The organism is Gallaecimonas zhanjiangensis (genome assembly GCF_057624825.1).
This window is the reverse complement of sequence record NZ_CM172603.1, coordinates 265,107-289,494: the sequence shown is the minus strand read 5'-3', so window position 1 is coordinate 289,494 and position 24,388 is coordinate 265,107. Positions and strand designations below refer to the sequence as shown.

Sequence of the window (24,388 nt, the reverse complement as noted above, 5' to 3'; positions counted from 1 at the left end):
CCAGTTTACCAGCACTGGACATTGAGTGCGCCTTGCCTATCATTTGCTCCCCTATAAAGGAGGCAAGCATGCAACAACCGGGCGCGGTTTACCCCGACAACTACCAAACACAACTGGCCGAGAAGGTCAGCCGGCTCAATGCGCTGATGCAGCCGTTCGGTGCGCCGGCGCCAGAGGTGTTTGCCTCCAGCCCCAGTCATTACCGGATGCGGGCCGAGTTTCGCGTCTGGCACCAGGGGGATGACCTCTTCTATATCATGTTCGACCAAGAGTCCCATGAGCGCATTCGGGTCGACAGCTACCCCATGGGCAGCGCCCTGATCAACACCCTGATGCCGGCCCTTATCGAGCTGCTCAAGCCCAACACCCTGCTGCGCAAAAAGTTGTTCCAAGTGGAGTTTCTGACCAGCCAGAGCGGCGAGGCGGTAGTGAGTCTGCTCTATCACAAACCACTGACCGATGAATGGGAAGTGGAAGCCAGCCAGCTAAAAGACAAGCTCCAGCAGTACGGCCGGGTTGACCTCATTGGCCGTGCCAAGAAGCAAAAGAAGGTGCTGGACCGCGACTTTGTGGTGGAGAAGCTGGCCGTTAAAGGCCGCAGCTGGACCTTTCAGCAGGTGGAGAACAGCTTCACCCAGCCCAACGCTGGCATTAACGAGAAGATGCTGACCTGGGCCCTGGACTGCACCGCCGGCATTGGCGGCGATTTGCTGGAGCTTTACTGCGGCAACGGCAACTTCACCCTGCCGCTGGCCAGCCAGTTCGACAAGGTGCTGGCCACCGAGATCGCTACCAGTTCGGTGGCATCCGCTCAGTACAACATGCGCGCCAACGGCGTGGATAACGTCACCGTCGCCCGCCTGGCCGCCGAGGAATTTACCGAGGCCATGGAAGGTAAGCGCGAGTTCCGCCGCCTAAAAGGGGTCGACCTCAAGGCCTTTAATTGCCGCACCATAGTAGTGGACCCGCCCCGGGCCGGCCTTGACCCAGCCACCGAGCAGCTGGTGGCAGCCTATGAGCATATCCTTTATATCTCCTGTAACCCCCAGACGCTGGCCAAGAACCTCGAAACCCTGACCCAAACCCACAGGGTCGAGAAGCTGGCGCTCTTTGACCAGTTCCCCTACAGCCACCATATGGAATCTGGCGTCTGGCTGGTAATGCGTTGATAAAAAGGCCGGTTTAACCGGCCTTTTTCATGGATGCTTACATCTGAAGGTTTGACTGAACAAAAGTTAAATAATAGCGTGGGAGCATTGTCACCAAAGGGATATGGGCCATGTGGGACTTTATTTTGGCCAGCGGTAACCTGCCTTTTTCTCTCGCCTTTGTGCTGGTCTGCGCCATTGGCCTGTTGCAGCTGCTCAGCCTGCTGCTGGGCCTGGGCCTGAGTGAACTCATCGACACCGCCCTACCGGACTTCGACATCGACAACCCCGGCTTTTTTGCCAACGGTTTTAACTGGTTGTGCCTGGGGCGCCTGCCTTTTCTGATTTGGCTGCTGCTGTGGCTGCTGCTGTTTGCGGTTGTCGGCTGGACCTTCCAGTGGCTGCTGATGAACCTGCTGGGCGGCCTACTGCCACCTTTGCCTGTGGCCATTGCCGCCCTGGCGGTATCCTTGCCGCTCCAGCGGCGCCTGAGCCTGCTGCTGGTCAAACTGTTACCCACGACCGAGACCAATGCGGTATTCCAGCGCGAACTTATCGGCCTGGTAGGCGAAGTGGTGATAGGGGAAGCCAGCCGCGAACGCGCCGCCGAGGTGTCGGTGACCGACAAACAAGGACACAAGCATTACGTCATGGCCAAGCCCTATGACGATCTGGTGCTGAGCCAAGGTCAGCAGGTACTGCTGTTTGACCTGGAAGACGGCATCTATTTAGTAAGCCCTTACCCGGGCTGAGTACAAGGAAGACCCATGGAAAATCTCAACTTCATACTGATGGTTGCCGGCGCCGTTGTAGCCGGTTTGCTGTTCATCGGCCTTATTTTCACCAAGCTCTACCACCGGGCTTCCAAGGAAGTGGCCTTTGTGCGCACCGGCATGGGCGGCGAGAAGGTCGTCAAAGACGGCGGCACCCTGGTGCTTCCGGTGCTGCAGGAAGTGATCAACGTCAACATGAACACCCTGCGCCTGGAAGTGCGCCGGGCCAACGAAGCGGCGCTTATTACCCGCGACCGGATGCGGGTAGACGTTACCGCCGAGTTTTACGTGCGGGTGGCCCCGACCGTGGAAGCCATCAGCGTGGCGGCCCAAACCTTGGGTAACCGCACCCTCGAGGTAGACGCCCTTAAATCCCTGATTGAAGGTAAGTTTGTTGACGTATTGCGGGCCGTGGCCGCTGAAATGGCCATGGAAGAGCTGCATGAGAAACGCTCTGACTTCGTGCAGCGGGTGCAGAACAATGTGCGGGTGGACCTTGAGAAGAACGGCCTGGAGCTGGAGTCGGTGTCCCTGACCGGCCTTGACCAAACCGACCCTAAATTCTTCCGGGTCGATAACGCCTTTGACGCCGAGGGTCTGACCCAGCTCACCAAAATAACCGAGTCGCGCCGCAAGCAGCGCAACGACATCGAGCGCGAGACCGAAGTGCAAATTCAGGAGCGTAACCTCGAAACCGAGCAGCGCTCCCTGGCCATCAAGCGGGAGAGCGAATACGCCCGCCTGCAGCAAGAAAAAGAAGTGGAGCTGCGCCGCGCCGCGCAAACTACCGATATTGCCAAGGAACGCGCCGACAAAAACCGCGAAGCGGAGCTGGTGACCATCGAGGCCGACCGGGCCATAGAGGAAGCACGCATCGCCAAGGAGCGGGAAGTAGAAGCCCGCGAAATTGATAAGCGCCGCCAGTTGGAAGAAGCGGAGATCGTCCGTAAGCGCGCCCTGGAACTGGCCGAGCAGGAAAAGGCCATTGCCCTTGCCCGCAAGTCAGAAGAAGAGTCCGCCGCCAGAGCAAAGGCCTCCGAGGCCGAAGCGCTGTCGGTGGCGGCGCAAGAGAATGTGCGCACCGTCCAGGAAACCGCCGTTGCCGAGCGTGACAAGCAAATCGAGATCATCGAAGCCAGCAAAGCGGCCGAAATGGATGCGGTGAAGATCCGTGTCGCCGCCGAGACCGAAAAGGCCGCCGCCGAAGACCGCGCCCAGGCCCTCTTGACCGAAGCCAAAGCCCACGCCGAGAAGGCGGAGATTGAAGCCCAGGCCGAAGCCGAAGCCGAGAAGACCCGCGCCGACGCCAAGGCCAAGAGCTACGAAGTGGAAGCAGCCGGCCAACGCGCCCTGCACGAAGCCAGCAACGTGCTCTCCCCCGAGCAGGTGGAAATGCAGCTCAAGCTGGCGCTGTACAAGTACCTGCCTGACATTATCCGCGAGTCGGTCAAACCGCTGGAGAACATCGACGGCATCAAGATAGTGCAGATGGACGGCTTTGCCGGCCAGGCCAGCGGCCATGGCGACGACAAACGGGAAGGGTCAGGCAACCTGGCCGATTCAGTGACCGAGGCGGCGCTGCGTTATCGCACCCAGGCGCCTCTGGTGGACGCCCTGCTCGGCGAGATTGGCCTCAAGGACGGCATCACCAAGCTCGACAAGCTCAACTCTTAAATCCAAAAGCGGCCCAAGGGCCGCTTTTTACTTCTTGGCTTTCAGGGTGGCTGCCCCTCTTGCCACCATTCTTAGCTGCATCATCACTTTTTCCGCCAGCCCCTGGCGGGCACTTTTGGACAAATCCAGCGCTTCGGCACCGGCTGAGAACACCAGGATCACCATGGCATCGGCCTGCACCCGGGCTTCGTCTTCGGCAAAACCCAGCTCCTTTTGCAGGTAATCCCCAAGCTCGGCAATAAAGTGCTGGATCTCGCGGCTGACCGCCGCCCGGAACGCCGCCGAGGTGCCGGAGCGCTCCCGCAGCAGCAGCCGGAACACGTTGCCGTTGTCGTTGATGAACTCCATAAAGGTTTCCACCGAGGTGCGGATCACCGAGCCACCGCTGGTATCGGCGATGCGGGCGCGGGCCTGGCGCATCAGTTGGCGCAAGGTCAGGCCGGCTTCGTCCACCAGGGTCAGCCCCAGTTCGTCCATGTCTTTGAAATGGCGATAAAAGGAGGTGGGGGCTATACCGGCTTCCCGGGTGACTTCCCGCAGCGAGAGGTTGGAAAAACTGGTCTCGGCACTGAGCTGGTTCAAGGCGGCATCGATAATGGTGCGGCGAGTCTTGAATTTTTGTTGTGCGCGGGGGCCCATGAATAGCTCCAGAAAACAAAGAGGCCTAGTTTAGCGCCATTTTTCAGCGAGATCCCAAAGCCAATAGCCAGCCAAAGCTTAACCCTGATCAAGATTCCACTTAAATCGCATTGACAGTAAAGGCCCCTCCCCCTAGATTGGCGAACAGTTGTAAGCCGAAATCAGGATATCCGATGGAAAAGCCCCGTATCATTTGGGCCAACGTCATCTTCTTCGTTGTCTCTACCCTCTTGGCATTGGTTGCCGTACCGCTGTGGGGAGTCTTCCACGGGTTCAGCGCCGGGCAATGGATAGCCTTCGCGGTTCTGTTCTGTTTTTGCAACCTGTCCATTACCGCTGGCTACCACCGGCTCTGGTCCCACAAGACCTACCAGGCTCACCCGGCGCTGCGCTGGCTGTTTGCCCTGGGCGGCGCCTTGGCCATCGAGAACTCGGTGGTGCATTGGGCCTCTGACCACCGCATTCATCACCGCCACGTGGATAACGACGAGGTAGACCCTTACTCTGCCGGCCGCGGCTTCTGGTATTCCCACATGGGCTGGATGATGCGCGAGTATCAGGCCGAGCGTTACAACGACTATTCCAACGTCCGCGATCTCTTCAAAGATCCGGTGGTGGATTTCCAGCATCGCCACTATATGAAGCTGGTCTGGGGCCTGAACCTGGGCCTGACCATCGCCCTTGGGCTGATGATGGGTGACGTGATTGGTACCGTGCTGCTGGCCGGTTTCCTGCGTATCTTCGTGACCCACCACACCACCTTTTTTATCAACTCCCTGGCGCATATCTGGGGCCGTAACAGCTTCAGCGACAAGCATTCGGCCAAAGACAACGGCTTCCTGGCGCTGCTGACCTTTGGTGAGGGTTACCACAACTTCCACCACACCTTCGAGAACGACTATCGCAACGGCATTCGCTGGTTCGACTACGACCCTACCAAGTGGCTTATTAAAGCTGCCAGCAAGCTGGGGCTGGCCCAGGGCCTTCGCAAAACCCCGGACGAGCTGATCGTCAAGGCGCGCCTGACCCGTCAACTGGAAGAAGCCAAAGAACAGGCCCAGGCCCAGGGTTTGTGTTTTGCCGAGCTGCATCGCCACTACGACGAAACCCTGGCCACTGCCCAGCACTACTTCCAGTTGCGTAAACGCTGGCTGCAAATGAAAAAGGCCAAGCTCAAACGTTCGGTGGAGGCCCTGGAGCTTCGCAAGCAAATCGAGGAGATGGGCGAGAAGCTTCGCCACCTGCAATTGCACTGGCAGCAACTTCGCACCCAGATAGCTTGATAAAAAGGCGCCCTAAGGCGCCTTTTTTAATGGCCTTTGGCCACCCGCAAACTGTTGGCCACCAGCAAGGCCGCCAGCACCATGGTGCCCCACAGCGCCCATTGGGGCGCCAGCGGCAAGGCCACCGCCGTGATACCGATAAGCGAAGCGCCGGCCATCTGCAGGCACAGTACCAAGGCGGCGGCGACGCCGGCTTCATCCCCAAAAGGCGCCAACGCCATACTGGTGGCCGGCCCCAGGCTACAGGCAAACCCGGCACAGGCCAGCGCCACTGGTAGCATGTAACCCCAGGCAGGGGCCGCCTCACCCCATGTCGTGGCGGCCAGCGCCAGCACTGCTGCCAGCAGCCAGGCCAGGGCAAAGCCCAGGCAGGCCCGGCGGCCAAAGCGGCGGATAACCCAGTTGGCCAGCAGGCTCGCCGTCAGTATCCACAGGGCATTGGCCCCAAACACCAGGGAAAATCCCAGCGGGCTCAGCCCGGCTTGGTTCATCAGCACCGTCGGCGCCAAAGAGACGTAGGTGAGAACCATGCCCATGCCGGTGGCATTAACCAAGGCAAAAGCCAGGAACGGCCCCTGGCGCAATATCGCCAGGTAACGGCCAAAGGGAATACCCCTTTTGACCTGGGTGCCAGCCGGCAGGGTTTCGGGCAAAAAGCGCCACACCACCAGCAGCAGGGCCAGGGCATAGAGGGCCAAAAACCAAAAGGGTGCCTGCCAGCCAAAGCGCTCAGCCAAGAGCCCGCCCCAAAGCGGCGCCAGCGCCGGCACAATGTTCAACGCGCCGTTGAGAAAGGAATAGGCCTGGGCGCTTTGCTGGCCGTCCATCCGGTCTCGCACCGCCGAGAAGGCCACCACCGAGGTGGCACAAACAGCGCTGCCTTGGATAAGCCTTGAGAGCACAAAGAGCCAGCCGCTGGTGCTCAGCACCGCCAGCAAGGCGCCGGCAAGGTAAATCACGATACCGGCCATGGCCACCGGGCGGCGGCCGAAGCGGTCGGCCAGGGGACCCGCCACCAGCTGCCCAAGGCCCATCATCAGCAGAAAGAGACTGACGGTGCTTTGCACCAACCCCTGGGAGCTGCCCAGGCTATCAGCGATAGCCGGGATGGCCGGCAGATAAATATCGATACCCAGCGGACTGAACAACACCAGACACAGCAGCAACCACTTGAACCACACCATGCACGCCTCCTGAAAATCGGCGCCACTGTACTGGCCAATAAACATGAACACCAATGATATGATTTCAGGTAAAGCATTCCTGTGAGGCATAACCATGGATCTCAGCCGCCTGGCCAAAACCGACCTCAACCTGCTGGTGAGCCTCAATGCCTTGCTGGACCATTGCTCGGTGTCTCAGGCCGCCGCCAGCCTGCATTTGACCCAGTCGGCCATGTCCAAAACCCTGACCCGACTGCGCGCCCTGTTTGACGACCCGCTGCTGGTGCGTCGCGGCCAGGGCATGAAGGCAAGCCCCAGGGCCGAAGCCCTGCACCGCCAACTGCAGCTATTGCTGCCTCAGCTCGACCAACTGCTGCAGCCACCGGCCTTTGACCCGGCCAGCAGCGACCGCACCTTTCGGCTGAACGTGATAGACGGTGCCTACACTCTGTTTTTGCCCCAGTGGCTGCCGGCCCTTCGCGCCAAGGCGCCCCACATTCGCCTGGAATGCTTCCCGGCCCAAGATCTCGGCCTTGAGGGCCTTACCAGCGGCCAGCAGGAACTGGCCATCACCGCCCAGGACGAACCCATAGCGCCGCTGCCCGAGGGCTTTCGCAGCCACACCCTGATGACAGACCACTACCTGTGCGTGGCGAGCGCCAACAACCCCCGGCTCCACCAGCCCTGGGACTTGGAGACCTTTCTTGGCTGGCCCCAGGTGCATATCCATTGCCAATGGGACGGTGACTGGCTGCTGGATGCAGAGCTTGCCCGCCTGGGCCACCGCCGCCAGCTGATGATGCAGGTGTCGAGCCTGCAGGCGGCGCTGCAAACCGTGCTTTGGTCCGACATGCTCACTATCCTGCCGGCCGCCTACGCCGCCAAGGTCGCCGAGGGTTACCCCATCGCCCTTCGCGAATTGCCGCTGGCCCTGCCCATCGACCTGCCGCCATTGCAGCAGCGGCTTATCTGGCATGAGCGCAGTGACAACGATCCTGGCCTGAAATGGCTGATCGAATTTTTCGCGAAGGCTGTGCAACAATAAGCCAGCACAATCAGGAGGTAGCAGTGGCTCAATACCAGTACGACACCCTTATCATCGGCACAGGCCCGGGCGGTGAAGGGGCCGCCATGCAGCTGGCCAAGCACGGCCAAAAAGTGGCGGTTATCGAGCGCCATGTCGAGGTGGGGGGCGGCTGCACCCATTGGGGCACTATTCCCTCCAAGGCGCTGCGCCACTCGGTATCGCGCCTGGTGGAGTACAACCAGAGCCCGCTGTTTGCCGACGTGCAACCGGCCCACCGGCTGACCTTCAAGCACATCCTTGGCCACACCTCTTCGGTGATAGGCAAGCAGGTAAAACTGCGCGGCGGCTTTTACAACCGCAACGATGTGGAAGTCATTAAAGGCGAGGCCCGTTTTACCGACGAGCACACCCTGGCCATTCGCCAGAGCGACGGCTCCGAGGAGTTTATCTCTGCCGCCAATATCGTTATCGCCACCGGCTCGCGCCCCTACCGGCCCCGCGATATCGATTTCAACCACCCGCGCATCTACGACTCCGACACCATTCTTAGCCTCAAGCACGAGCCGCGTTCGGTGATCATTTACGGCGCCGGGGTCATCGGCAGCGAATACGCCTCCATCTTCCGCGGCCTGTCGGTGAAGGTGGACCTCATCAACACCCGCGACCGGCTGCTGTCCTTCCTGGACGCCGAGATCTCCGACGCCCTGTCTTATCACCTGCGAAGCTCCGGCACCGTTATTCGCCATAACGAGGAGTACGAGCGGGTGGAAGGCACCGACGACGGCGTGGTGATGCACTTTAAATCCGGCAAACGCCTTAAGGCTGACTGCCTGCTGTTTGCCAACGGCCGTACCGGCAATACCGACCGCCTGAACCTCGAAGCCGTAGGGCTCAAGGCCAACGGCCGCGGCCAGTTGGATGTCAACGAGCGCTACCAGACCAACGTGCCCCACATCATCGCCGTGGGTGATGTCATCGGTTACCCGTCGCTGGCGTCGGCCGCCTATGACCAGGGCCGCCTGGCCGCCACCGGCATTTTGGAGGCAGACAAGGATCTGGGTAACCTCATCCCCGATATCCCCACCGGCATCTACACCATTCCCGAAATAAGCTCGGTGGGCAAAACCGAGGAAGAACTCACCGCCGCCAAGGTGCCTTACGAAGTGGGCCGCGCCCAGTTCCAGCACCTGGCCCGGGCGCAGATCGCCGGCTCGCCGGTGGGGTGTTTGAAGATCCTCTTTCACCGGGAAACCAAGGCTATCCTCGGCATTCACTGCTTTGGGGAGCGGGCCTCGGAGATCATTCACATCGGCCAGGCCATCATGGAGCAAAAGGGCGAAGGCAACTGCATCGAGTACTTCGTCAATACCACCTTCAACTACCCCACCATGGCCGAGGCCTACCGGGTAGCGGCCCTGAATGGCTTGAACCGGTTGTTCTGACAAGAGCCGCAGCGCGGCGCCACCAAGGAGCGAGAATATGAAAGGAACACTCATCACAGCGCTGTTATTACTGCTCGGCTGTCAACGCGCCTTGGCAGCCGACTACCAGATAGAAGAGGTCAAGGACGGCCTTTATCGCTTCACCGCCGGTAACTACAAATCGGTATTTTTGGTGGCTGATGGCGGCATTCTGGTCACCGACCCTATCAACCCCAGCGCCGCCAGTTGGCTCAAAGGCGAGCTCAACCGGCGCTACCCCGGCAAGCCCATTCGCTACTTGGTATATAGCCATAACCACGTCGACCACGCCTTGGGGGCCGCACAATTGGTAGACCCAACCACCACTATGGTGGCGCAGCGCCTGGCTCGTGAAGACATGGCACATACCCGCTTGCCGGCCAAACTGCCAGATCTTGTCTTCGATAACTCGGCCACCCTGTATCTGGGCGACAACAGCGTCACCTTGCAGTACTGGGGAACCAATAATGGTCGAGGCTCGGTCAGCATGCTGTTTAAACCGCAAAAGGTGCTGTACGTGGTGGACTGGGTCGTGCTGGGGCGCATGCCCTATCGAGACCTCAAAGGTTACGATATCGAAGGCATGATCCACTCCACCCAGGGGGTGCTCAATCTGGACTTTGACCGCTTTGTCGGCGGCCATGGCGAGATGGGCAGCAAGGCCGATGTGCGCCATTATCTTGGGTACCTGCAAGCGCTGTATGACAGCGTCCGCGACGGCATGCTGGCCGGCAAGTCGTTGGCACAACTGAAAAGCGAGATCAGACTGCCGCAATACAGTAATCTACCGCGCTATAACGAATGGCTGGGGCTCAATATCGAGGGGGTTTACCGTACCCTCAATGATGCTTCCTATGTCGATATGCGCCCCGATGTCCCCCAGGGCTAAGCCCTTTTGAGAGAAACAATGGAACGTTTTATTGAGTCTTTGATGTATTCCTCCCGCTGGCTGCTGGCGCCCATTTACCTGGGATTGAGCCTGACCCTGGTGGCGCTTTTGATAAAGTTCGTGCAGGAAATCATCCACATGGCCCCCACCATCTTCGAGATGACCGACACCAACCTCATTCTGGCGGTGCTGACCTTGATTGACGTGGCGCTGGTGGGCGGGCTTATCGTGATGGTGATGCTGTCAGGCTACGAGAACTTCGTTTCGCGCCTCGACCTCGACGAGAGCAACGAGAAGCTGGGCTGGCTGGGCAAAATGGACTCCGGCAGCCTCAAGACCAAGGTGTCGGCCTCTATTGTGGCCATCTCCGCCATTCACCTTTTAAAAGTGTTTATGAACGCCAAGGACATCGCCGACAACAAGCTGATGTGGTACTGCCTTATCCACCTCACCTTTGTGGTGTCGGCCTTCGGCATGGGCTATCTCGACAAGATGTCCGGTAAGAAATCCAGCCAGTAGGCCAAGGCCTGCTCGCAAAAAAGGCGCCTTGGGCGCCTTTTTGTTTATCACCATTAGCTTAAGAATAGATATTCACTTTTAATAGATAACAATTTAAAAAACAAAAAGCGAGGGCAATTTTTTATTTTTTGACCATCAATACATTATTACAAATGTATCTAACCTGTAGGTGTATTTTTATGCACTATGCGAATAGCTGTAATAAAGGAGTTTCAGATGTATCGCTATTCGCTGCTTACCCTGGCCCTGGCCAGCTCTCTCACTTTCCCCGCTTTTGCCGACGCTGACAACGACCAAACCGAGAAAATCGAAGTGGTCGGCTCTCGCCTGGCCCTGCGTACCGCCACCGACAGTGCCTCGCCGGTGGACATCATTACCGGCCAGGATCTGGCAGCCACCGGCATGACCGAGACCGCCAAGGCCCTGCAATTTCTGGCCCCCAGTTTTAACTTCCCGCAGTCTTCCGTGACCGACGGCTCTGACGCCGTGCGCCCAGCCAACCTGCGCGGCATGAGCCCTGACCATACCCTGGTGCTGGTCAATGGCAAGCGCCGCCATGGTTCGGCCCTGGTGCACCTTAACGGCACCGCCAGCAAGGGCTCGTCCAACGTCGACCTCAATGCCATTCCCATGACCGCCATCAAGCGCATCGAGATCCTGCGCGACGGCGCCGCTGCCCAATATGGCTCAGACGCCATTGCCGGGGTGATCAACATCGTGCTCAAAGACAGCGCCGAGGGCGGCAGCCTGGAGGCCAAAGGCGGCCAAACCTACGCCGGTGACGGCCAATCCTGGGAGCTGGGCTGGAACCAGGGTTTGACGCTGCTGGGCGACGGCTTCGTTAACCTCTCTTTGCAGGCCGAACATAAAAACCGCACCAACAGGGCCGGCCCTGACAGCCGCCAGCAATACCCGCTGCTGGCCGACGGCTCCCCCGACCCACGGGAACAGACCTTTGACCGCAAGAGCTTTCAAATCGGCCAGGGGGAATATAAAAACACGGCGCTGTTTGTTAACGCCGCCAAGCCGGTGGGCGACAACGGCAAGCTTTACGCCTTTGGCGGCATCTCAGAGCGCGAGAACATCTCCGGCGCCTTCTACCGCCGCGCTCTCGATAGCCGCAACAACATCAACATCTACCCCAACGGTTTCCTGCCGCAGCTGGCGCCGAAGATCCGCGACCAGTCCCTCTACGGTGGCTACAAGTTCACCGTCGCCGATTGGGACATCGACAGCTCTCTTGGCTACGGCAAAAACCGCTTCAAATACTACGTGGACAACAGCCTGAACGTGGACTTGGGTGACGACTCCCAGTCCCACTTCTATGCCGGCGCCCTGTCCACCAGTGAAATCAACGCCAACCTTGATGCCTCCCGGTTCGTGCCCTTCGTTAACGGCTCCGATCTGCTGGTGGCGGTGGGCGCGGCTTGGCGTAAAAACCAGTACCAGATTGAGGCAGGCGAGCCCAACTCTTACTACGGCTCGGGCAGCCAGGGCTTTGTGGGCTTCAACCAAGAATCCACCGTCAAGCAGGACCGCCATAACCTGGGTTTTTACCTGGAATTGGAAAACCAGCTGACCGACGCCTTTTACTGGTCCAGCGCGGTGCGCCGTGAGGATTATTCCGACTTTGGCTCCAACACCAGTTGGAAGCTGGCTGGCCGCTACCAGCTGAGCGACCACTGGGCGGTGCGTGGTGCCACCAACACCGGTTTTCGGGCGCCAAGCGTGCAGCAGCTGTACTTTACCAACGTCTCGACCCTGTTCGTGACCAACCCCGATACCGGCCAGCTCGAGCCGCAAGAATCCGGTACCTTCAACAGCCAGTCCGAGGTGGCCAGCGCCCTTGGCATCAGTGAGCTCAAACCGGAAAAATCCAAGTCTTACAGCCTGGGCCTGGTTTACACCGGCGACAGCGGCCTGTCGGTGACCCTGGACGCCTACCAAATCAAGGTGGATAACCGCATCGTGCTGTCTTCGTCTTTGGAGAGCGACGACGCCGCCCTGCCCGACTCGGTGCGCAGCCTTATCAGCAGCGCCGGCGCCGATTCGGCCCGCTTCTTTATCAACGCCGTAGACACCACCACCAAAGGGGTTGATCTGGTGGCGTCCCAAAACTGGGATCTGGGCAGTTACGGCAGCCTCAAAGGCAGCGCGTCCTTCGGTTACAACAAAACCGACATCGACAGCGTGCACCTGCCCAGTATCCTTGGCGGCCTGGAAGACGAGCTGTTCAACAATGTCGAGCAGGTACGGATGACCAAATCCAACCCGCGCAGCAAAGGCAGCCTCAACCTCACCCACTCCCTGGGCGATTTTGATACCACCTTGCGGCTTAGCTACTTCGGCACCTACTCGGTGGGCTACACCAACGAAACGGTGAAGTACGACGCCAAGTGGGTGACCGATCTGGCAGTGAAGTATCACTACAACAGCCAACTGGCCTTCACCCTGGGAGCCCAGAACCTGTTTGATACCTACCCGGAGCGCACCGTGGCAGACCAAACCTACAACGGGGTATTCAAATACCCGGTGGGCAACACGCCCTTTGGCATGAACGGCGGTTATTACTACCTGCAGGCCGACTACAGGTACTGAGAAAAAGGCGCCTTACGGCGCCTTTTTTAATGGCTGTGGCCGGTGGCCAGGGGTTGGCCCTGGTCGTTATACACGGCGTGTTCGCGGTGTTCGATAAAGCCCTGATTGATCATCTTGGCCAGGAAGGGGTCGTTTTCCATGTCGCCGATGTCGGCAAAGTCGGTCTCGCGATAACGCTGCCAGGTGGCAAAGCGGGCGTTGACCGCGTCTTTGTCCAGCAGTTTGTCCGCCTGCCAGCGCCGCTCCACCTCGCCTTTGCGGGTAACGATGGCCAAGGGCGCAGCCAATACCGGGCTCCACAGCAGCTCGTAACTAACGCCGCTTATCTCGCCTTGGTAGCGATCGGCATGCTCGCAAGGGCTGCTGCCTTGCTTGGTGAGTTGGCCAAGCAGGTGGCGGGCGGCAAAGCTTTCTACCTCTTCTTGCTGTGCATGTACGCCAAGGGCGCGCAAATCGCCCATGTAGTAGTCGATACGGCGCTGCTGCTGGTCAAACACCCGGCTAAAACCAGGGCGCTTGGGGTCTTCAAAGTGCCACCACTCGGCCATCTGGTGCTCAGGGCTGTAAAGCGCGGTCTGGGCGCCACGGCGCAATAGCTGCACCTGGCGAGGCTCGGCGCCGCTCTGGTTGGCGCTGACCTGGTACTCAAGGCCCCAGGCACCTTCTGGCGCGGTGGCCGGGCACACGCTGGCGCCATGGGCGCTGAGGCTCCCCAGAGCCAATAACATCAAGGCTTTATAAAACATCGGGTTACTCCTTTTCGCCAAAAGAAGGCCGGGCAATGCCCGGCCCTTCACAGGCCCGGCTTAGGGCTGATTGGCTTCGGCGCGCGCTTCAAGGTCAGCGGCGTAGTTCATCACGTGGAACAGCATGTTCTGCTCGACCGAACCGGTTACCAGCTGGGCACCGGGGCCCATGGCGTATACCGCGACGTCTTCACCGGCGTGGGTTTCGCTGCCCAGTGGCACGGTGGCCTCTTGGCGGTAATCCACATCGGTGACGTCGTAGAGGTTCAGGTCTGGGCGGGCGCTGTCCATGTTCACCGGGCTGCTGCCAAAGCCAAAGCCGGGGCCATTGGCATAACCCAAGGTGGTATAGGGCATGCCGTTGGCATCCGTGCTCAGGGTTTTGGCCGCTTCGCCGTTTTCATCGACGCTGCGTACTAGGCCGAGGATGGGGTTACCCCGCACCGGGTAGCCGGCGATGGTGAACACGTGGCTGTGGTCGGCCGTCACCAGGATAAGGGTGTCGGGGCCGGCCTTTTCCATGGCCACACGCACCGCCTCGGACAAAGCAACGGTGTCTTCCAGGGCGCGGGCGGCGTTACCGGCGTGGTGGGCGTGGTCGATACGACCCCCTTCCACCATCAGGAAGTAGCCTTTGTCGTTCTGTTTGAGCATATCCAGGGCGCGGCTGGTCATCTGCGCCAGGGACGGCTCGCCGGCGCTGTCGTCGCTGCGGTCCGCTTCGTACTGCATGTGGGAGTTTTCAAACAGGCCCAGCAGGTGCTTGGTGGTGGCCAAGTCCACGTTCATGAACTGGTCGAGGTTCCACACATAGCTGCTGCCAGCGTGTTTGGTGGTCCACTCGCTGGTGAGATCGCGGCCATCGTTGCGGCGGCCAGCGCTGCCGTATTCCGGGTCGTTCTCGGTATTGGGCATGAAGTAGGTGCGGCCGCCACCCAGAGCTACTTCGATACCGTCCCCGTAGGGGAAGTCGATGAGCTGGGAGGCGATGTCGGTGCAGCCGGCGGTGATGGCGGCGGCAGGCATGTTGCTGTCGGCTTCCCAGTTACGCTCCACGCTATGGGCGTAGGTGGCGGCCGGGGTGGCGTGAGTGAGACGGGCGGTGGACACCACGCCGGTGCTCATGCCGGCCATTTCCGCCAGCGCCAGGGCGCTGACCATTTCATGTCCCTGGCCGGAGGCGCAATCGCCACGCACCGCATCGTCGGTGATGGACAACATGCCGTCCTTGGTTTTGGCACCGGTGACGATGGCGCTCATGGTGGGCGCGGAGTCTGGGGTCTGCTGGTTGGACGAATAGGTTTTTACCAGGCCCGAGTAGGGGAAGGTCTCGAAGCTCAGGCGGTTTTCTTCGCCGCTTTTACCCTGCTGCTGGCCTTCAAAAATACGGGCGGCGGTGAGGGTGGAAACCCCCATGCCATCACCGACAAACAAAATCACGTTCTTGGCTTTGCCGGCCGGGTCGCTGATGCTGGACTCAGCGGCTTTGGCCACGGTGGATTGGCCAGCCAGGTACCACTGGTTGACGGCGGTAAAGTCGCGGCCGTCGGTGCCGTTGTTGCCATTGGCGCCGTCGGCGCCGGGGGTACCGGCAACGCCGTCGTCACCGTCATTGCAGCCGGCCAGGCCCAGGGCGGCGATGGTGGCCATCACCAGAGCGAGTTTTTTCATTTCCATGGTAATCATCCCTTTATCAGTACTTGCTGCCGCCCAGGGCACCGGCCTGGTTCATGACGTGGAAAATAACGTTCTGTTCCACATTGCCCTGGAACAGGTAAGCACCGGGGCCGGTGGCGTAGATGGCCACGTCTTCGGCGGCGTGGGTCTCGCTGCCCATGGGCACCTGGGCCTGTTGCAGGAAGTCCACGTCGGTGGTGTCGATACCGGACAAGTCGCTACGGGCGCCTTGCTTGGCGCCGGGGCCATTGGCATAGCCCAGGGTGGTGTAAGGCAGGCCGTCGGCGGCGGTGGCAGCGTTAACGGCGATGGCTTCGTCGTTGGGCTCGTGTACCAGGCCAAGGATGGGGTTACCACGGGCCGGGTAACCGGCGATGGTGAAGGTATGGCTGTGGTCGGCAGAGACGATGATCAGGGTGTCTTCGAGGTTCACCTTACCCAGGGCAGCCTGCACCGCGTCAGACAGCGCCACGGTGTCGGCCAGGGCGCGGGCGGCGTTACCGGCGTGGTGGGCGTGGTCGATACGACCCCCTTCCACCATCAGGAAGTAGCCTTTGTCGTTCTTGGCCAGCATGTCGATGGCTTTGGTGGTCATCTCGGCCAGAGAGGGCTCACCGGCGGTATCGTCGGCTCGGTCCGCTTCGTACTGCATGTGGGAGGCTTCAAAGAGGCCCAGCAGATGGTCAGTTTTGGTCACATCGATGGCATCGAACTGTGCTTGGTTCCACACGTAGGCCGCGTTGGCATAGGTGCTGGTCCAGGCGGTGGTGAGGTCGTTACCGTCTTTGCGGCGGCCCTTGGCGCCTTCGCCGTCGGTGACGGTATTGGGCAGGAAGTAGCTGCGCCCGCCACCCAGTGCCACTTCCAGGCCGTCGCCCGGTGCGTCCATCACCAGTTGATAGGCGATATCGTGGCAGCCGTTGGCGACCGCTTCGGCGGTCAGGTTGCTGTCGGCTTCCCAGTCACGCTCGGGGGTGTGAGCGTAAGTGGCGGCCGGGGTGGCGTGGGTGATGCGGGCGGTGCTGACAATCCCGGTGGATTTACCCAGATCTTCGGCCAGCTCCAGGGCGGTTTTCAGCTCGTTACCCTGGCTGGACAAGCAGTTGCCGCGGATGGAGTCGGCAGATACCGACAGCATGCCATCTTCGGTTTTGACGCCTGTCACCATGGCGGTCATGGTCGGGGCGGAGTCCGGGGTCTGCTGGTTTACCGAATAGGTTTTGGACAGGGCGCTGTAAGGGAAGGTCTCAAAGCTCAGGCGGTTTTCTTCGCCGCTGTTGCCTGCCTGCTGGCCCTGGTAGATGCGGGCGGCGGTCAGGGTAGAAACCCCCATGCCATCGCCAACAAAGAAAATGATGTTCTTGGCGGTGCCGGTGTTGCGGGCCTGGGCCACTTTGGCGGCCACGGCAGCAGCGCCGTCCTGGTACCAGCTGCTGTCGGTTTGGGTGGTGGGCAGCACCGCCGCATCGGCAGCCATGGCCACCAGGGCGGTGGCGACGGCAGCGCCCAGCGCGGACATCACTTGTGGAATCTTTTTCATGCCAATCCTCGCGTTTAGCTTTCCTGGTTGGGTCATCGGCGTGAAGGGGCCGATGTGCGGCGGATTGTGCGCGAGTAACGTGACGAAAACGTTTCCGTATCGTTAAATGATTTATCAGGATTTAAACATGTAAGAACACAAAGCCCGGCCACCAGGGCGCGCCGGGCTTTTTGACAATCCAGTGACAGCTTAAGGCAGGGTCTTGATGTTGTAGGTGGCGTCTAGGTAGCTGGTGTTGGGGCCAAGCAGCAACGGCTCAAGGGGCGTAACCGACACGCCGTTAAGGGTGCCCCGGTAAAACTGGCCGCCCTTAAGGTAGGCAAGGCCCGCCACGTCGTGAATAACCCAGGGCTTGCCGTCCACCCTGCCCAGCAGCATGGCCACATGGCCGGGCAGGTAAATCAGGCTGCCCACCGGCGCCGTTGCCAGCACCTTGAGCTTGGCCGCTACCTGGCCCTTGCCGAAGAGGTGGTCGTGGCCATAGCGGCCATGGCCCTGCTCGCCGGAGTTGCGCGGCATCACCAGCCCGAAGCTGCGATACACCTCCCCCACAAAACCGGTGCAATCCCGGCCCTGGTAGTCATGGCCCCAGCCGTAGCGCTCCCCCAGGAACTTAAAGCTCTGGCGCACCAGATTGGCCTGGGTCAGGGGCAGGTAGCCCTGGTGTACATCCTGGCTGCGGGGGATAAGAGCTGCCTTGAAATCCAGGCTGCCGTCGCCGTTTCTGACCGGCAACCGCACCACAAAACCGGCATAGGGGTTTTGGCCATAGAGGCTGTGGCGGCTCGGCATCAGCGGCAGCCTGAGGCCCATGTCGAGGCGCAGCTTCGACACCCTCGGCTCCTCTGGATTAAAGACGGTCTCCACCTGGCTACCGGTGGTCACCAAAAAAGGCGCTGCCTTGCCATAAGCCAGCACCGCCTGGCGCGAGCCAATGGCCAGATCGGCGGCCGGCACCCAGGCCCGGTAATTTTGAGACTGGGCAAAGTACCAGTGGCCGTCGCGGCTTTTGGCCAGCAGCGCCAGGGCGTCACCGGGGAAGAGCCCGCTTTCTTGAAAGCGGTCAAGGTCGAGGTTGAGCCCCTTGTTAAAGACCCGCTCGAAGGTGGGATAGGTGCGCAGTACGGTGCGCCGCACCACCAGGGCAAAGGCCAGCTTTTGCGGCCCCTTAATGGCGCCAAGGTTGAGGTTGGTGCGATAGCGAGCCCAGTCGGCCGGGCTAAGGGCGCGGCCGTTGGCATAAAAACGGGGCGGCTCCTTGGCAAGCGCGGTGATTTGGCTTTTTACTTGGTCCGCCGCCAGCAAAGCCGGCAGGGTATCCAGTGCCACCATCTCGGGCAGGGTTTTAAATTGCCGGGCGTTAAAGGCGATTATCTCTTTGGGGGTCATTAGCGGCTGGTTGGGGGCCTTGAGGCGATTTACCCAATACCAGGGCGCTAGCTGCGCTTCTTTAACCTCGGGCACATCGCTTTGCCAGGGGGCCGCCAGCAGGCCAAAACTTACCAACCACAACAGTAGCGCCAGTCGCATGGGGAGTCCTTGAAAGCTCTTTGCCCCCATGGTCGCACATCAGCGGCTATTGGGCAGCCCGGCCTTGGCCAGCAGTTGGCTTGGCGGCACGCCGAACTGGCGCTTAAAGGCGGTGGAGAAATGGGACAAGTCCTCAAAGCCCAGCTCCAGGTAGACATCCGACGGGCGCCGCCCTTCCCTGGCGATTAGAAAATGCGCTTCATCGAGGCGCTTTTTGGTCAGCCAGCTGCCGGGGGCCTCGCCAAATTCCTTGCGAAAATCCCGTTTGAAGGCCGACAGGCTGCGGCCTGTCATCAAGGCAAAGCGCTCGAGGCTGACGTTAAAGCGGTAGTGGCTTTGCATAAAAGTGCGGATATCGAGCTTGCCGGGCGGGCTGAAGTCAAACAGCACCGCCCCCAGCTCGGGTTGCTGCTCCAACAGCACCAGCAGCAACTCTTCGCGTTTGAGGTCGGCAAAGCCTGGGTGCAGTTGCCCGCCCTGGCGGTAATAGGCCGACAGCGAGCTGAGAAAATTCTCCAGCAGCGGCCCTCGTTGCAGCCGCACAAAGGCCCCGGCCGGTGGCGCGGCGGCGGGCAGCACCTGGGGATGGCGCTCTAAAAAGCGGCCGAGAAAGGCGCTGTCGAGCACCATGACGATTTTCTCGAACTGCCCGTCCTTGGGCGCCTTGTTGTAGCGGATCAGCCGATTGCGGCGCACCAGGCAGCCCTGGCCCGGCGCCAGCCGGTAGTGGCGGGCGCCGTCAAACCCTTCTATCCGCCCTTTTATCAGGAACAAAAAGAAGTGCTCTGGCACGAACTGCTCCGGGGAAATATCCGGCCCCAGGTAACAGGAACGTATTTGACTGAGCTTCATCAAGGCTCCAACGACTTGAAGGTCAACATGCTCTCTACCGATGCCAGTATGGCCTCTTGGTTGCTGCGCGGCGCCCAGCCCAGCATCTGGCGGGCCTTTTCGTTGGAGGCCTGGCGATACACCCCCAGCAGCGGCTTGATGGCCTTGGCCTTGTCGCTAAACAGCGCCGCCAGCCGGACTTGCCAGTCGGGCAGGGTTTGGGTTGGCGCCTTGGCGGCCGCCTCGGGGAAATGCTGGCGCAGCAGCGCCGCTATCTGGGCCAGGCTCAGGGTGCCACCAGCCAGGGCCAAAAAACGCTGCCCGGCGGCGTCCGGCGCCACCATGGCACGAATGTGCAGATCGGCCACGTCCCGCACGTCCACTATCCCGAGTGTCAGGTTGGGCAGCTTTTTCATCTTGCCGCTCAAGATGTTGCGTAGCAGCTCAAGGCCGCTGGAGAGCACTGGGCTTAAAGTGGGCCCGAAGATGCCCATGGGGTTGACCACCGCCAGCTCCAGGGCGCCGCCCTCTTTGGCCATAAAATCCCAGGCGGCCCGCTCGGCCCGCACCTTGGATTTGTTGTAAGCCGACAGCCCAGGCTCGTTGATGTCAGTCCAGTCGTGCTCGTCGATAAGCCGGGTTCTGTCCTTGTGGCTGTATCCTACAGCGCCGAAATTGGAGGTCATCACCACCCGTTTGACGCCGGCGTCCCGGGCGGCTTTAAGCACCCGCAGGGTGCCCTGCACCGCCGGTTTTATCATTTCGTCCTCGTGCTTGGGCAAGCGCAGGAAGATGGGCGAGGCGATATGCAGCACGTAATCGCAACCGGCGGCCGCTTCGTGCCAGTTGTGGTCGGCCAGCAGATCCGCCTCGATAAAGCTCAGCGCCTCGGTGCTGGTGATACCGCCATGGGCCAGGGCCGCCAGCACCTGGGGCCGTTTGGCCAGGTCCCGCACCGTGGTGCGCACCCGGTAACCCTGGGCCAACAACTGGCTGATGGCATGCACCGCCACAAAACCGCTACCACCCGTTACCAAAACCTGCTGTGTCATAACGCCTCCAAGATACTGTTGATGCCAGCATCTTAAGGCCCGTTGCCGCAAGGCCGGTTTGGCCAGCGGCTCAGAATGACTTTGCTCAAAAGGTCAGGTTCAGCGTTCCGGGTGGCGCTCGTGATCCTCGATGATCACCGCTTGGCGCCGGTCACGCCAGCGGCGGTATTCGTCAAATTCGTCAAAGGGATAGGCGGCTTCAGCCTGATCGCCAATGCGGCTGACCAGCTCCTTGGTAAACATGGCCTTCTGGCCGATGTGGTCGGCAAGGCCAACCCCGATGTGCTGTAAAAAGCCTGACAAACCACCCTGGCTGCCGGCCAGGTGCAGCGCTTTGAGCGGCCCGATGGAGGCCCAGCGAATGCCGAGGGAATTGGTGACAATGGCATCGAGGTCGTGCACGCTCACCACTCCTGTGTCCACCAGCCGGATGGCCTCGCTGGCCAGGGCCATTTGCAAGCGGTTGGCCACGAAGCCCGGCACTTCCTTGTTGAGCTTTACCGGTACCTTGCCGAGCTTTTTATAAAAGCCCATCACCCGGTCCAGATAGAGGGACGGGGTGCGGTCGTCGCTGCACACTTCCACCAGCGGCAGGATATGGGGCGGGTTGAAGGGGTGGCCGATAATAAGCCGCTCTGGCGCCTTCATCAGCGCGCCTTGCTCACTGGCAACGATGCCGGAAGAGGACGACAGCAACAGCGCGTCGATGGGAGCCGCCTCTTCAATCTGCTGCCAAAGGTGCTGCTTGAAACTCACCTGCTCGGGGCCGGACTCCTGGATAAAGTCGGCATGTTCTACCGCCGCTTTTAGGTCGCCGGTGGCGCTGATGCGGTCCATGATGATGCCCGGGTCTTCGTGGATACCCGGCACCTGGGGAATAAACACCGGCAGATACCGGGCCATATGGCTGTAGAGATCGGCGCGGGGGTCAAAGAGCCGCACCCTGTGGCCACGGGCAGCAAACAGCGCCGCCCAGGACAAGCCAATGACACCGGCGCCAATCACGGCCACCAGGCCGTTTTCCTTAAAATCCATGATCACCTCCTACATCGGCACGACTCAGGTGCCAGGGCGGGCACAAGGCCCATTCGCTCAGCCGATATTTTCACCATCACCGAGCCACCACAAGCCCACTAACACCAATTACCTAGGCAGGGAAATCATCAGGGCATAAAAAAACGCGCCAGAGGCGCGCTTTTTTAAACTCCGTCCGCCGGGGACAAGGTTCGCTTAGCGACATCGGCAGCTGATTTTTGCTGCCATACCGGCCAGTACTCGTTGTACTTGGATTTGATGTCAGCCTTGTTCTTTTCAAACCAAGCCTTAGCCTTGTCAGATAGGGTGTAGAGCTTGGTGTCTTCCAGCCATTCTTTGAAGTCTTTGCTGTCGATGCGGTATTCGGCAGCTGGATCTTTCTTAATTGGCCACAACGAAAAACGCGCTTTCCACATCCCCATTCGAGGAGTGGTCAGGCTGTAATAGTTACGGCCTGAGTTAAGATCGGCTTCCAAAAAATCGGCCGCTTCAGAAACCACCATGAAAGTGTGCTTGCCGGGTGTGGTCTGGTAAGCCACTTTGGTGCCGTTATCCAAAATACCAATAAAAATCAGTTGGCCGTCGGTAACATCATAAAGCGAAGCACCAATGGCCTGGCCCAGAAAGGCATCCCGCATAAACACCACTTGAGCTTTATCTGCGGTGGTTTTGGAGATTTGCTGGTTGGTAGCCAGTTGCATGGGGTTGGAGGCGCAGCCAACAAAAAAAAGCACACTTATCAGCGCCAGAATACGAAACATCATCAAGTAACATCCTTTGTCGAATTAACATTAATGAAAGGCAATAAATAACGATTAATTTTTAAAATGCCTTTAACAAAGAATGGTACCGCCAGCGCCAAATCACTGTAAAGGAGTTCTACCTTAGGGCCTGCAGCCCTATCAATCCCGCCCGGCAAAGCCCCGCCCTAGATAGCCGCCGCCACGGCGCTGAACGTGAGCAGCCAAAAAAGACCGCCCAGCAGCAGCTGCACCAAGGCGCTGAATATCGGGGCGCTGGCATTGCTGGCAAGCAGGCCGTGGTAGGAAGGTACCTTGCCGCTGATATGCACCAACCCAAGCAGCAGCAACACCAGGAGCGCCATCAGCGCCAAAAAGCCAGCCAGGTGCAGGCTAGTGGCTAGGCTGACGCCGCGCATCACCAAAGCCGCGATGGCCGCGCCGCCGCCGAGGGTCCACAGCACCCGTTTTAGCGAGGAGCGCAGATACCGGCGCCCGGCAAAAAAGCCGGTGTAGGGAATGTTGCGCTTGTCCAATTCTCTCGCCAGGGCCTTGACCTGATTGGGGTGGCCAAGGCTTGCCCGCCGCTCCCACTGTACGAAGAGCGCTTGGTCGGATAGGTGCTGATAATCCGGCGCATAAACCTGGGGGTCGACCATGACATGACTTCCTTGTTGGGGTTACACCATCGCCAAGGATGCCAGGAAGTAGAGCACCAGGCTCACTCCCCCTGCCACCAGGGCGTAGGGCATCTGGGTGCGTACGTGCTCAAGCAGATCGCAGCCCGAGGCGATGGACGACACCGCCGTGGTGTCGGAGATGGGCGAGCAGTGGTCGCCAAAAATGCCGCCACCAAGGATGGCCGCCAGCACCAGCTCGGGGGGCAGCCCCAGGCTTTGCACCAGCGGCATGCCAAGTGGGATAAGGATGGCAAAGGTGCCCCAGCTGGTACCGGTGGTAAAGGACATGGCCGCCCCGGCCAGAAACAACACCGGCGCCACCAGCACCAGCGGCAAAAACTCTCCCACCAAACCGGCGATATAAACCCCGGTGCCCAGCACCTTGAGGCTGGCACCCAGGGCAATGGAAAGCAGCACAATACTCACCAGCTGCAACAGCTCGCCCATGCCGGTAAAGCAAAGGTCAATCAAACGCTTGTGGGTAAAGGCCGGGTCAAAAATCAGCAGCAGGTAGGCCACCAAAATGCCGCAAAGAGTGGCATAGAGCATGGACAGCGAGCCGTTGCCTTGGGTGAGATCGCCATGGCCGCTCCAAAGCATAAAGCCGGCCATACCGCCAACCAGGGTGATAAGGGGCAGCGCCATGTAGCGCACCTTGGTGGCCGGCACCGAGCTAAGGCCGGCCATCCCCTGCTCGAGGCGCTTTTCGCTCTCCTTCATGGGGCCAAACACCTTGCCGGTCCAGGCCACGTAAAAGGCGATAGCCAAAGTCACCAGGGCGTAGAAGTTAAGGGGCACAGTGCCCCACAGCACCGACACCGCGCCGCCGGGCAGGTCATAATCGGCCAGCAGCCCCAGCACATAGGCGCCCCAGCCGTTCAGCAAAATCAGGATACAAACCGGCGCCGAGGTGGAATCCACCAAGTAGGCCAGTTGGGCCCGGCTCATCTTGAATTTGTCGAAGAGGCCACGGGAGAGGATACCGGCGGTGAGCACGCTGAGGTTGGATTCAACAAACACCGCCACCCCGGCCAGCATGGTAATGAGCCGCGAGCGCCGGGCGGTACTGGCCAGGCCCTTACCCACCAGCCAGGCCACCGTGGCCGCCACACCGCCAGACTCGCGGATAAGCGCCAGGAAGGCGCCAATCAACACGCTGAACATAATGAGCTGCACGTTACCGGCCGAGCTGAACACCGCCACCACCCTGTCGACGCTGTTGACGCCGGTCTGGGCGAGACTCGGGGTGCCCTTGGCCACCAGTTGCAAGGCTTCGGAGCTGACAATGGCCAGCACCAGGGCGCCTATCACGTCTTTTTTCCAAAACACGAAGGCGATGGCCACCAGGGGCGGTAACAGGGAATACCAATGCACTATGGGCTCA

General features: G+C 60.2%; 21 protein-coding genes. 9 read left to right on the top strand and 12 right to left on the bottom strand.

Annotated elements, in window-relative coordinates:
* Positions 1-68: 68 nt before the first annotated feature.
* The 3 genes from trmA (at position 69) to AC22G1_RS01300 (ending at position 3,595) form a co-directional block, all read left to right on the top strand.
* Positions 69-1,169 (top strand): tRNA (uridine(54)-C5)-methyltransferase TrmA, encoded by a 1,101-nt coding sequence (gene trmA / locus AC22G1_RS01310; protein ID WP_487315206.1) that lies wholly within the window; start codon positions 69-71, stop codon positions 1,167-1,169.
* A 110-nt stretch (positions 1,170-1,279) separates the two neighbouring features.
* Entirely contained in the window at positions 1,280-1,900 is a 621-nt protein-coding gene (locus AC22G1_RS01305) for an OB-fold-containig protein (RefSeq protein ID WP_487315205.1), read from the top strand.
* A gap of 15 nt (positions 1,901-1,915) precedes the next feature.
* On the top strand, positions 1,916-3,595 hold the full coding sequence (locus AC22G1_RS01300; protein ID WP_487315204.1) for a flotillin family protein: 1,680 nt from the start codon (positions 1,916-1,918) through the stop codon (positions 3,593-3,595).
* A 27-nt stretch (positions 3,596-3,622) separates the two neighbouring features.
* Here AC22G1_RS01300 and fabR read toward each other — a convergent pair whose 3' ends face one another.
* Entirely contained in the window at positions 3,623-4,234 is a 612-nt protein-coding gene (gene fabR / locus AC22G1_RS01295; protein ID WP_487315203.1) for an HTH-type transcriptional repressor FabR, read from the bottom strand.
* Positions 4,235-4,407: 173 nt separating this feature from the next.
* Between fabR and AC22G1_RS01290 the strand changes: the two genes are divergently transcribed.
* Positions 4,408-5,517 carry an acyl-CoA desaturase gene (locus AC22G1_RS01290; protein WP_487315202.1) on the top strand — a complete coding sequence of 370 codons (1,110 nt, stop codon included), beginning with the start codon at positions 4,408-4,410 and terminating at the stop codon, positions 5,515-5,517.
* A 26-nt stretch (positions 5,518-5,543) separates the two neighbouring features.
* Here the strand turns inward: AC22G1_RS01290 and AC22G1_RS01285 are convergent, their stop codons facing one another.
* Positions 5,544-6,701, bottom strand: a complete 1,158-nt coding sequence (locus AC22G1_RS01285) for a multidrug effflux MFS transporter (protein WP_487315201.1) — start codon at positions 6,699-6,701, stop codon at positions 5,544-5,546.
* 94 nt (positions 6,702-6,795) lie between these two features.
* Here AC22G1_RS01285 and AC22G1_RS01280 point away from each other — a divergent pair, with 94 nt between their 5' ends.
* The 5 genes from AC22G1_RS01280 to AC22G1_RS01260 all read left to right on the top strand — a co-directional run bounded on the left by AC22G1_RS01280 (position 6,796) and on the right by AC22G1_RS01260 (position 13,173).
* On the top strand, positions 6,796-7,725 hold the full coding sequence (locus AC22G1_RS01280) for a LysR family transcriptional regulator (protein WP_487315200.1): 930 nt from the start codon (positions 6,796-6,798) through the stop codon (positions 7,723-7,725).
* Between the two features lie 23 nt (positions 7,726-7,748).
* Positions 7,749-9,149: a Si-specific NAD(P)(+) transhydrogenase gene (sthA, locus tag AC22G1_RS01275; protein ID WP_487316678.1), complete on the top strand. Its 1,401-nt coding sequence runs from the start codon at positions 7,749-7,751 to the stop codon at positions 9,147-9,149.
* Positions 9,150-9,186: 37 nt separating this feature from the next.
* Positions 9,187-10,056 (top strand): MBL fold metallo-hydrolase, encoded by an 870-nt coding sequence (locus AC22G1_RS01270; RefSeq protein WP_487315199.1) that lies wholly within the window; start codon positions 9,187-9,189, stop codon positions 10,054-10,056.
* A gap of 18 nt (positions 10,057-10,074) precedes the next feature.
* Complete coding sequence (locus tag AC22G1_RS01265) at positions 10,075-10,575, top strand: TIGR00645 family protein (protein WP_487315198.1); 501 nt, start codon at positions 10,075-10,077, stop codon at positions 10,573-10,575.
* A 216-nt stretch (positions 10,576-10,791) separates the two neighbouring features.
* Positions 10,792-13,173 carry a TonB-dependent receptor plug domain-containing protein gene (locus AC22G1_RS01260; protein WP_487315197.1) on the top strand — a complete coding sequence of 794 codons (2,382 nt, stop codon included), beginning with the start codon at positions 10,792-10,794 and terminating at the stop codon, positions 13,171-13,173.
* Positions 13,174-13,199: 26 nt separating this feature from the next.
* Here AC22G1_RS01260 and AC22G1_RS01255 read toward each other — a convergent pair whose 3' ends face one another.
* The 10 genes from AC22G1_RS01255 to AC22G1_RS01210 form a co-directional block, all read right to left on the bottom strand.
* Positions 13,200-13,919 carry a hypothetical protein gene (locus tag AC22G1_RS01255; RefSeq protein ID WP_487315196.1) on the bottom strand — a complete coding sequence of 240 codons (720 nt, stop codon included), beginning with the start codon at positions 13,917-13,919 and terminating at the stop codon, positions 13,200-13,202.
* A gap of 60 nt (positions 13,920-13,979) precedes the next feature.
* Complete coding sequence (locus AC22G1_RS01250; protein WP_487315195.1) at positions 13,980-15,590, bottom strand: alkaline phosphatase family protein; 1,611 nt, start codon at positions 15,588-15,590, stop codon at positions 13,980-13,982.
* A gap of 22 nt (positions 15,591-15,612) precedes the next feature.
* Complete coding sequence (locus AC22G1_RS01245; RefSeq protein ID WP_487315194.1) at positions 15,613-17,136, bottom strand: alkaline phosphatase family protein; 1,524 nt, start codon at positions 17,134-17,136, stop codon at positions 15,613-15,615.
* A 189-nt stretch (positions 17,137-17,325) separates the two neighbouring features.
* Entirely contained in the window at positions 17,326-18,666 is a 1,341-nt protein-coding gene (locus tag AC22G1_RS01240) for an SH3 domain-containing protein (protein WP_487315193.1), read from the bottom strand.
* Between the two features lie 39 nt (positions 18,667-18,705).
* Positions 18,706-19,518, bottom strand: a complete 813-nt coding sequence (locus AC22G1_RS01235) for a helix-turn-helix transcriptional regulator (RefSeq protein WP_487315192.1) — start codon at positions 19,516-19,518, stop codon at positions 18,706-18,708.
* On the bottom strand, positions 19,518-20,549 hold the full coding sequence (locus tag AC22G1_RS01230) for an SDR family oxidoreductase (protein WP_487315191.1): 1,032 nt from the start codon (positions 20,547-20,549) through the stop codon (positions 19,518-19,520). The genes AC22G1_RS01235 and AC22G1_RS01230 overlap by 1 nt, the downstream gene beginning before the upstream one ends.
* Before the next feature lie 99 nt (positions 20,550-20,648).
* Entirely contained in the window at positions 20,649-21,584 is a 936-nt protein-coding gene (locus tag AC22G1_RS01225; protein ID WP_487315190.1) for a 3-hydroxyacyl-CoA dehydrogenase NAD-binding domain-containing protein, read from the bottom strand.
* 164 nt (positions 21,585-21,748) lie between these two features.
* Positions 21,749-22,285 carry a hypothetical protein gene (locus AC22G1_RS01220; RefSeq protein ID WP_487315189.1) on the bottom strand — a complete coding sequence of 179 codons (537 nt, stop codon included), beginning with the start codon at positions 22,283-22,285 and terminating at the stop codon, positions 21,749-21,751.
* Between the two features lie 227 nt (positions 22,286-22,512).
* The gene (locus AC22G1_RS01215; protein ID WP_487315188.1) at positions 22,513-22,983 is read right to left on the bottom strand and encodes a hypothetical protein; all 471 of its coding nucleotides are present in this window, start codon (positions 22,981-22,983) and stop codon (positions 22,513-22,515) included.
* A 21-nt stretch (positions 22,984-23,004) separates the two neighbouring features.
* Positions 23,005-24,378 (bottom strand): Na+/H+ antiporter NhaC family protein, encoded by a 1,374-nt coding sequence (locus AC22G1_RS01210; RefSeq protein WP_487315187.1) that lies wholly within the window; start codon positions 24,376-24,378, stop codon positions 23,005-23,007.
* Positions 24,379-24,388 lie beyond the last annotated feature (10 nt).

Bases quoted from the DNA above. Each gene is read 5' to 3' on its own strand.
- trmA (WP_487315206.1), top strand. From the start codon at position 69: ATGCAACAACCGGGCGCGGTTTACCCCGACAACTACCAAACACAACTG.
- AC22G1_RS01305 (WP_487315205.1), top strand. From the start codon at position 1,280: ATGTGGGACTTTATTTTGGCCAGCGGTAACCTGCCTTTTTCTCTCGCC.
- AC22G1_RS01300 (WP_487315204.1), top strand. From the start codon at position 1,916: ATGGAAAATCTCAACTTCATACTGATGGTTGCCGGCGCCGTTGTAGCC.
- fabR (WP_487315203.1), bottom strand. From the start codon at position 4,234: ATGGGCCCCCGCGCACAACAAAAATTCAAGACTCGCCGCACCATTATC.
- AC22G1_RS01290 (WP_487315202.1), top strand. From the start codon at position 4,408: ATGGAAAAGCCCCGTATCATTTGGGCCAACGTCATCTTCTTCGTTGTC.
- AC22G1_RS01285 (WP_487315201.1), bottom strand. From the start codon at position 6,701: ATGGTGTGGTTCAAGTGGTTGCTGCTGTGTCTGGTGTTGTTCAGTCCG.
- AC22G1_RS01280 (WP_487315200.1), top strand. From the start codon at position 6,796: ATGGATCTCAGCCGCCTGGCCAAAACCGACCTCAACCTGCTGGTGAGC.
- AC22G1_RS01270 (WP_487315199.1), top strand. From the start codon at position 9,187: ATGAAAGGAACACTCATCACAGCGCTGTTATTACTGCTCGGCTGTCAA.
- AC22G1_RS01265 (WP_487315198.1), top strand. From the start codon at position 10,075: ATGGAACGTTTTATTGAGTCTTTGATGTATTCCTCCCGCTGGCTGCTG.
- AC22G1_RS01260 (WP_487315197.1), top strand. From the start codon at position 10,792: ATGTATCGCTATTCGCTGCTTACCCTGGCCCTGGCCAGCTCTCTCACT.
- AC22G1_RS01255 (WP_487315196.1), bottom strand. From the start codon at position 13,919: ATGTTTTATAAAGCCTTGATGTTATTGGCTCTGGGGAGCCTCAGCGCC.
- AC22G1_RS01250 (WP_487315195.1), bottom strand. From the start codon at position 15,590: ATGAAAAAACTCGCTCTGGTGATGGCCACCATCGCCGCCCTGGGCCTG.
- AC22G1_RS01245 (WP_487315194.1), bottom strand. From the start codon at position 17,136: ATGAAAAAGATTCCACAAGTGATGTCCGCGCTGGGCGCTGCCGTCGCC.
- AC22G1_RS01240 (WP_487315193.1), bottom strand. From the start codon at position 18,666: ATGCGACTGGCGCTACTGTTGTGGTTGGTAAGTTTTGGCCTGCTGGCG.
- AC22G1_RS01235 (WP_487315192.1), bottom strand. From the start codon at position 19,518: ATGAAGCTCAGTCAAATACGTTCCTGTTACCTGGGGCCGGATATTTCC.
- AC22G1_RS01230 (WP_487315191.1), bottom strand. From the start codon at position 20,549: ATGACACAGCAGGTTTTGGTAACGGGTGGTAGCGGTTTTGTGGCGGTG.
- AC22G1_RS01225 (WP_487315190.1), bottom strand. From the start codon at position 21,584: ATGGATTTTAAGGAAAACGGCCTGGTGGCCGTGATTGGCGCCGGTGTC.
- AC22G1_RS01220 (WP_487315189.1), bottom strand. From the start codon at position 22,285: ATGCAACTGGCTACCAACCAGCAAATCTCCAAAACCACCGCAGATAAA.
- AC22G1_RS01215 (WP_487315188.1), bottom strand. From the start codon at position 22,983: ATGGTCGACCCCCAGGTTTATGCGCCGGATTATCAGCACCTATCCGAC.